This is a genomic window from Candidatus Omnitrophota bacterium (genome assembly GCA_041648975.1).
Classification (GTDB): Bacteria; Omnitrophota; Gorgyraeia; order 2-01-FULL-45-10; family 2-01-FULL-45-10; genus JAQUSE01.
The window spans coordinates 74,281-82,048 of record JBAZNZ010000005.1 but is presented as its reverse complement, the minus strand read 5'-3'; the positions used below and the strand labels follow the sequence as shown (position 1 = coordinate 82,048).

At 41.1% G+C, this 7,768-nt stretch carries 7 protein-coding genes; all 7 read left to right on the top strand.

From position 1 onward, the window contains the following. The first annotated feature begins 257 nt into the window (after positions 1–257). Positions 258–914 carry a hypothetical protein gene (locus tag WC592_02515; GenBank protein MFA4981328.1) on the top strand — a complete coding sequence of 219 codons (657 nt, stop codon included), beginning with the start codon at positions 258–260 and terminating at the stop codon, positions 912–914. Positions 915–976: 62 nt separating this feature from the next. Further along, the gene (locus WC592_02510; GenBank protein MFA4981327.1) at positions 977–2,473 is read left to right on the top strand and encodes a radical SAM protein; all 1,497 of its coding nucleotides are present in this window, start codon (positions 977–979) and stop codon (positions 2,471–2,473) included. A 180-nt stretch (positions 2,474–2,653) separates the two neighbouring features. Beyond that, positions 2,654–3,919, top strand: coding sequence for a lipid II flippase MurJ (locus tag WC592_02505; protein MFA4981326.1), 1,266 nt, complete (start codon positions 2,654–2,656; stop codon positions 3,917–3,919). Between the two features lie 26 nt (positions 3,920–3,945). Beyond that, a complete protein-coding gene (locus WC592_02500) occupies positions 3,946–4,707 on the top strand; it encodes a CmcI family methyltransferase (protein ID MFA4981325.1) in 762 nt (253 codons plus the stop codon). 13 nt (positions 4,708–4,720) lie between these two features. Further along, positions 4,721–5,389 (top strand): methyltransferase domain-containing protein, encoded by a 669-nt coding sequence (locus WC592_02495; protein MFA4981324.1) that lies wholly within the window; start codon positions 4,721–4,723, stop codon positions 5,387–5,389. A gap of 7 nt (positions 5,390–5,396) precedes the next feature. Next, positions 5,397–6,419 (top strand): glycosyltransferase, encoded by a 1,023-nt coding sequence (locus tag WC592_02490; protein MFA4981323.1) that lies wholly within the window; start codon positions 5,397–5,399, stop codon positions 6,417–6,419. Then, positions 6,416–7,768 (top strand): hypothetical protein, encoded by a 1,353-nt coding sequence (locus WC592_02485; protein ID MFA4981322.1) that lies wholly within the window; start codon positions 6,416–6,418, stop codon positions 7,766–7,768. Before WC592_02490 ends, WC592_02485 begins: the two co-directional genes overlap by 4 nt.

Below are 7,768 nucleotides of genomic sequence, written 5' to 3'. Positions count from 1 at the left end.
GCAAGAGGCGACTTCGACGGGGACAACCAGGATGAAGTCATCCTCGATTACGGGGAATTCGGTATCCACGTATGGGATTCTAACGGAACCCCTCAGTGGACACAGCTCCACACTTTAAGCCCTGAACTCATCGCGACAGGCGATTTTGACGGGGCGTAAAAATTTATGCAGATACGGCAAATTTGTAAATGATTTTGGTATGGATTATATGCTACATATGGTATAATCAATTTTCAAACAGGAGTTGATAGTGAAATATGACGAAATCAGCATTGATAATAACCAGTATTGTACTATTAGTACTTTTTTTAGGTGTTATTATTGGTTTGGTAACGAACTATTTGGTAAGGAATACTTCAACCGAACTAGAATCCAGTTCTTCTCTGCCTGAGAAAAATGTTGTTCCTGCCAGGGTTGCCGAGCCGGAACCAGCACTGCCTGCTAGTGATGAATCATATCAAATTTATACACCTAAATCCGGAATCGAACCTGTAGAGAAGACTGCATTAATTAAAAAAGTTTCTGATACTCAAGAATTAAAAGACGAAAGCTTCAAACAATTAGAAACAGCGCTGCCTCCGCAAGTAGCTACCTCACCGGTTATCGACTCGCCTGAGGTATCACAACAATCGGCTCCGTCGCTTAAGACACTTCCTGCTTTTACGCCGATAAAAAGCGCTACGGGACCAGTGTTGTCGGAAAAAATGGCTCAGGATGTACCTGATCAATCTGCCTATTCGCTTCCTGTAGCTACGTTGAATAAAACCGCCCAGCAAACTGAGGTAATACATAGTTTTGTGCCCCGGTCCAGCTCTACCGGCCCGGTATCGGATAAACCGGCTGCGCAGCTCCCGCCTTTTACGCCGGTTCCAAGCACGACAGGCCCTGCTCAAACAAAGTTGTCCACCGATTAGGGGTTAGAATAAATATAATATATTAGAGTGAAAAGCCGAACATTTACGCTATTTGGAGATTAATGAAACGACGAAATAAAATCCTGCTGATCGAGCCGTTATTCCATAGGTTGTATAAGCCCTCATATTCTCTTGATCTCTATCCTCTTTCTCTTGGTTATCTTGCCGGAGCTATCAAGAATAACACAGATTGGGAAGTAATGGCTTACAATGCCGACTTCACGCCGCACAGCGAGAAGCGAAGCGTCGTTTACGAAACGGGCGAAGGTTTTCGCAGGTACCTGGACAATTTAAAAAACCCAGCCGCAGAGATATGGAACGAAGTTAGATCGGTGATCAAGGATTGGAGGCCGGATGTTGTAGGTATTACGGCCAAATCGCAAAATTTTAAGTCGGCATGCATAATTGCCAAAATTGCGAAAGAATGCGACAAAGGGACGATTGTAATAATGGGAGGGCCTCATCCGTCGATGGTCGGAGAAGATATCTTTGCTTGCCCCGAAATAGATATAGGCGTAAAAGGCGAGGGGGAGAAGACCATTGTCGAACTGCTTCATGCTATAAGGCATGACAGCGGGCTTCAAAATATAAGCGGCGTTATGTACAGAACAAAAGACGGTGTAGCTGAGAATGCGAGCCAGGCATATATAGATGATTTAGATTCGCTAAGATTTCCCATAGAAAATGCAAAAACGGCATTGAAAGACTATGGCTTGTATCCAAAGGAGGCTTTTAGGCACATATTTGCCACAAGAGGCTGTCCGTATAACTGCGTGTTCTGTGGGTCCAGAAATATTTGGAGCAGGAGAGTGAGATTCAGGTCTCCGGATAACATAATTGAAGAAATTAAACTATGCCAAAGTATGGGCCTGAAGGCGGTTTCTTTCGAAGACGACTATTTTGGAGTGACCAGGAAATACGTCTTTGATTTATGTAATTCAATCATAAGACAGTGCCCTGGTCTCAAATGGGCATGCGAAATTCATGTGAAACTGGTGGACGAGGAAACTATCGCTATAATGAAAAAAGCCGGATGTTTTTCGATACGTCTTGGCATTGAGTCAGGGAACGATGAAATGTTAAAACTGATACGCAAGAATATTACTGTTGAAGAAGCTTTGTCGGCAGCCAAGATAATAAAAAAATACAGCATCGACCTGCACGTTTTTTATATGATCGGATTTCCTCAGGAAACAGAAGAAACATTAATGGACACTTTCAGTCAAATGAAGAATATCCCGTGCGATCTTTTGATATATAGTATCTTTACGCCTTATCCCGGTACGGAGGCCTTCGATCTATGTAAGAAGATGGGGGTAATAGGGGAGAGCTATGATGTCGCTCTTTATAATCATCAAAGTCCAATGAATTATTTTTGTCCTGCTATATCAAAGGAGCGGTTCAGGGAATTGGCGGGACTCATCGAAGTTACTGTTGATAAAAAAAATAGGCGTAACAGAATAAAACGTATGTTTTCCTCGAATATTCTCTGGAGGATAAAGGAAAAGGGGATATTGGAGAGCCTTCGTAAAGGCTTAATGACTCTTGCGGGTAAGTAATTCTATATTTGATCCCCTTTAAGTCCTTATTGCGACTCGCCCCCTTGCCGAAACTCTCTTATATGATATAATCTAATGTATATAATGGCGTAATAAAAAACAAGAGGAGCATACCTGTCTAATAGTATATTTGCACGGATTCGTGTATCGAGCGACCGGATAAAAATATCGCGTTCTTTGTTGTTTAGAGACATTGTCAAGACCACATTTTGGAGCGCATCAGGCAAATCGATTGGATTTCTGGTGCCGTTTTTTATAGCGGCCTGGTTTGGGGTGAGCGGCTCTACGGATGTATTTTTCTTTGCTTACGGGATCATCATTTATCTATCCGGAATATTCAGTAATTCAATAGAGAGCTCAATAGTGCCGTTTATAGCGGAAGTAAGGTCAAGAGATGAAAAGCAGGTAGGGTTTTTTGTAGGCAAGGTTTTAACGATAGGTGTCGTTACCTTCTTAATAGCCGGCGCCATTTTTCTCACAATATCCCGCCCGCTCCTGGGCATAGTAACTAATTTTTCGTCTTGGCAACTTACTTTTTTACTAAAGATATTGACGGAGATGCTGCCGTTGCTTATCCTGCTCATCGCGACGAGCATATTAAGCGGGGTACTTAATGCCTATAAAATATTCATATTTCCGGCGGTATTGCCGGCCTTTCGGGCCGCGGTTATATTATCGGCAATTTTTTCGCTGAAATCAAAAATAGGAGTACATGCTATAGCCCTGGGGTATGTTTTAGGGGAAGCCTTCCGTCTCTGTATATTATGGAGTACGGTTTTGCACAGAAAGTTGTTCTCTATCAGGTTCTCGCTGGTCTTTGATACGGAATCGTTGAATTTTTTAAAGACTTTTTCGCACTTAGTTATTGGACTGGCCGCACTTGGGCTGAACTCCATTATCGATAAGGTCATGGCCTCCTGGCTTCAAGAAGGAAGCGTATCGGTCCTTGAATATGCGGATAGGTTATATATGATTCCCGTTGCATTATTATCCAGCGGGTTCATAGTTACAACTCTTTCCCACTGGAGTAAGACCTATTATGAGAATGGCGGCAATAAAGAGTTATTCAAAGAAAAAATTATGAGGGCTGCCAAATTATTATTAGTAGTTTCTTTGGCCGTGACGATTTTTTTGGCGGTCTTCAGCAAGCCTCTGATAGGATTTGTATACGGTTATGGACAATTTCCAAAAGACAGGTTGGCTGAAGTAAGATGGGTTTGGCTTGCTTATCTTGCGGGGTTCGCCCCATTCACATTATGCCAGCTTTTTGTCATAAGACGCCTTGTAATGAAAGAAACGCTTGTACCGATGAAAATAGCGCTTATCATGAATATATTAAACGTAGCGCTAAATCTGATTCTTATGAGAGTTATTGGATTGCCGGGGATTGCGCTGGCCACAAGCATCACATATCTTGTGGCGGATTTGCTATATCTTATTTTGTAGCTATTCGAAAATGAAAGTGAGCGGATATGACTGAGATAATGGCAGCTTGGCTGAAGACAAAGAGGGAGTCAAAAAGTTTTTTTTGGAGAAAAGCATTTTTGATAATCGATTCTCTGCAAAAAACATTTGAGAACCACGAAAATAGCAGGCACTTAGAGAAGGCCATGAATATGCCTGTAAAGGCTTTGTTGAAAAAAATACAAAAAGAAACCCTCCGGTCGCGCTATTTCGGTATTCCAGCAATAAAATCGCCGATGGATTTTTGGATATATATGGAGATAGTAAATGAGATAAAACCTGATATTATCATAGAGATCGGAAATGCATGGGGAGGAATGCTGCTGGCATTTGCGCATATGTTAGATCATATAGGCAACGGCCGGGTCATAGGAGTTGATATTGACCATAGCAAGATTCCTTTAGTTGTGAAGGCGCATCATCGCATTAGTTTGCTTGAAGGCGATGCGTGTGGATCATTCGTTCGTGTCAAAGATCTCATATTACCCCACCATCGTGTATTGATTATAGAGGATAGCAGTCATACCTACGAAAACACCTTGAATATCCTGCGGACTTATAACTCTCTTGTCTCCAAAGGCAGTTACTTTATAATTGAAGACAGTATCATTAACCATGGCTTGATATTTAGAAACGGATTTCATTCAGGTGGGCCGCATGAAGCGATAGAGGCGTTTATAAAGGAGAATAATGATTTTGTAATAGATCGGACTATGGAGCGTTTTCTTATTACGTGGAATCCAAAAGGATATCTGAGGAAAATCGGATAAATGTGGAGAGCATATGTGCACAGCAAGATGTATAATATTCGGTTTTAAGAACCTGCGAAAAGAAGAAGCGGAAGGCAGACGCATTTTGGAGATCGGCTCGCTTGATGTGAATGGTAGTCTTAGGTCCCTTGTCGAGTCTATGCATCCGGCTGAATATATAGGGGTCGATGTCAAAAAAGGGCCCGGTGTAGACGTAATCTGTCCCGCGGAAGATATTATAGATAAATTCGGCAAAGAAAGCTTCGACGTTGTACTTTCGACCGAACTTATTGAACATGTCTTTGACTGGAAGAAGGTGATATCTAATATAAAAAATATTTGCAGGCCTGGGGGTGTAATCCTGGTCACTACCCGTTCGTATGGATTTCCGTATCACGAATTCCCATATGATCTATGGCGATATGAATTGAATGACTTTGAGCATATCTTTTCCGATTATGGGGTAGAAAAGCTGGAGAGCGATGATTGTGAGCCGGGGGTGCATCTAAAAGCCATAAAACCCGGTAACTTCCATGAAAAAGACCTGACCGGCTATAAATTATATTCAATGGTGCTTAATAAACGGGTCGGAGCTATTGATGACAAGGTGTTTAGCGACTTCAAGAAGAGATCCGCAAAAATAGACAGTTTGAAAGCGATCGGAAGCAAATTTATTTCAGGTTTGAGAAGGATAAAGAGATAGGTGACAAATGAAACACTTGCGTATATCCGTTGCGCTATGCAGCTACAACGGCGAAAGATTTCTGGAGGAGCAGTTGAATAGCATCGCATGCCAAACGTGCCTTCCGGATGAATTGATCATTTGCGATGACGGTTCAACCGACCGGACAACCGATATCGTGCGCGCATTTGCTGATAAGTCTGCCTTTCCTGTTCGTTTTGCAATCAATGAAAATAAATTGGGAGTGGTAAAGAATTTCGAAAGGTCTATAAGATTATGCTCAGGGGATATAATTGTCTTATCTGACCAGGACGATATATGGATGCCGGCGAAGCTGGATGAGATAAAGAATAAATTTTTACAGGATCCGAACCTGTATTTTGTCGCATCCGATGCGTTACTTGTAGATGAAAGATGTAATTCCCTTGGTTATACGGTTTGGCAGGAAAATGGGTTCTTGGGCCGTATAAGAGATGAATTTGAAATAATATACCAGCTTCGGACATTGCTTAAGATCGGTTCGGTTACGCCTGGGTGCACGCTGGCGTTTTCGTCGCGGATACCTGGTTGGATTTTTCCACTTCCCGGAGAGCTAAAAACAGGACATCATGAAGACTGGATCATATTACTACTAACAGTTTCTGGCCACAAAGGATTTTTTATTAAGGATCCTTTAGTGCAATATCGGCAGCACAATTTGCAGACAACGGGAGGGATAAAAATTGGCGTTGCGCGCATTAAAAAAATATTTCATTCAGCACCTGAAACATTCGATCAAATAGAATCCCTGTATGTTACTGCCTTAAGTCGGTTGGAATCAAATAAAGTTTGTTCTGATGACGTTAGACGTTTGATGACGGGTAAAATTGCGCATATAAAAGCAAGGCGTAAGATATGGCATCTCCCGCTATATAGTAGGCTGCCTGAAATTTTAAACGAAATTATGTTGGGCAGATATAGTCGATTTTCACTCGGATGTAAAAGCGTTATAAGGGATAGCTTGATTTATAAAGATGAAATAATTATTAAACCAAAAAAAGAGTCGTCATGAACGCTTATAAAAAATATTACATCATCGCAGGAACTTCGATCTTAGCGGGTCTTATCGGCGCTTTGATTCTTTTTTTTGAGACCCTGAAACAGTCGATAGGCTATGTAAACATCATGCTGACGCTAAATATGTTTTTGATAGTTATTCCGTCATTCTACTATATATTTTTGCATAGATCGGCCGTTAATATTTTCGCTCCTTGTGTATATCCGCTTGCTGCTTTTTCAATTTTGTATGTCATACCCTCTATTATACTAAGGCATAAGCTGTATGATAATAGGTTGCCTCTCGATATACAGACTATCGGAATTCTGACTTATTTATGCGGAGCTATGCTTTACTATCAATTTTTCTATAAAAGGAACAACTTGCCAAGCAGAGTTATCAGCGTAGTTCCGCTGTCATACGCCAAGCAAAATAGGACTGTAATGATGTTTTTCTTTATCACCGGACTAGTGCTTCTTGCCGTGTACGGATGGATCTCGGGTATTACTATGAGTTTTTTTGAAAAAATAGACCTGAGCGACCTTAGGCGGTCGACAGAGATAGGCAAAGGCTTCATTAAAGAGCCTGCTGTATTTTTTGTGACCTTTTCTTTCGTTTGGTTTTTTGGAGTAAGTTTAAGCAAGAATAAAGGGCATGCGTTGAAATACTTTGGGCTTTTGTCATTGGTGGCGCTCATTGTCTTCATTACAACAGCCAATAACACTGCCGTTTTTTATCTTATATTTTTTTCTTATGGCCTTTACAACAAGTATTTCAATATATCTTTTGCCAAGATGTCGATATTTGGATTTTTTATAGTTTTTTTGATAGGCGCCGTTAGCACTGTGAGGATGGGGCAGGTAATAATATTTGGTAATGTGATAAAGCACTTGTTTTTTATCCACCATGAAGTTTATGATATGAGCTATATGCCGATAGTAAAGTTGATCCAACTCGGTATATTGAAATTTCAATATGGTGTGGAGTATCTGCAGAATGCGGCTATAATAATCCCGCGTTTCTTATGGAAAGAGAAACCCGTTGGCTTTGATTATTTCCTTAAGGACTTGTTGAATCTCGGGTTTAGCGGCGGAGGCGTTCCCGCCACCCCGTTCGGAAGTCTTTATCTTAATTTTAATATAATCGGTGTTATCGTTGGGGGAATAATAATGGGCTTCCTTTATAGTAGCTTATATGAAATCTATTTAGAGGAAAGAGACATATTTGCTGCCCTGGTGGCGCTGTATTCGCTTCCAGCAGTGATGAACCCATCTCTGTTTCTTTCATATCTTGTGTTGTTGTGTTTTTTTATCATAGTCATGTTGAGTATAAATAAGATATTGGCTGTAATCGGAACACATTGA

Bases quoted from the DNA above. Each gene is read 5' to 3' on its own strand.
- WC592_02515 (MFA4981328.1), top strand. From the start codon at position 258: ATGACGAAATCAGCATTGATAATAACCAGTATTGTACTATTAGTACTT.
- WC592_02510 (MFA4981327.1), top strand. From the start codon at position 977: ATGAAACGACGAAATAAAATCCTGCTGATCGAGCCGTTATTCCATAGG.
- WC592_02500 (MFA4981325.1), top strand. From the start codon at position 3,946: ATGACTGAGATAATGGCAGCTTGGCTGAAGACAAAGAGGGAGTCAAAA.
- WC592_02495 (MFA4981324.1), top strand. From the start codon at position 4,721: ATGTGCACAGCAAGATGTATAATATTCGGTTTTAAGAACCTGCGAAAA.
- WC592_02490 (MFA4981323.1), top strand. From the start codon at position 5,397: ATGAAACACTTGCGTATATCCGTTGCGCTATGCAGCTACAACGGCGAA.
- WC592_02485 (MFA4981322.1), top strand. From the start codon at position 6,416: ATGAACGCTTATAAAAAATATTACATCATCGCAGGAACTTCGATCTTA.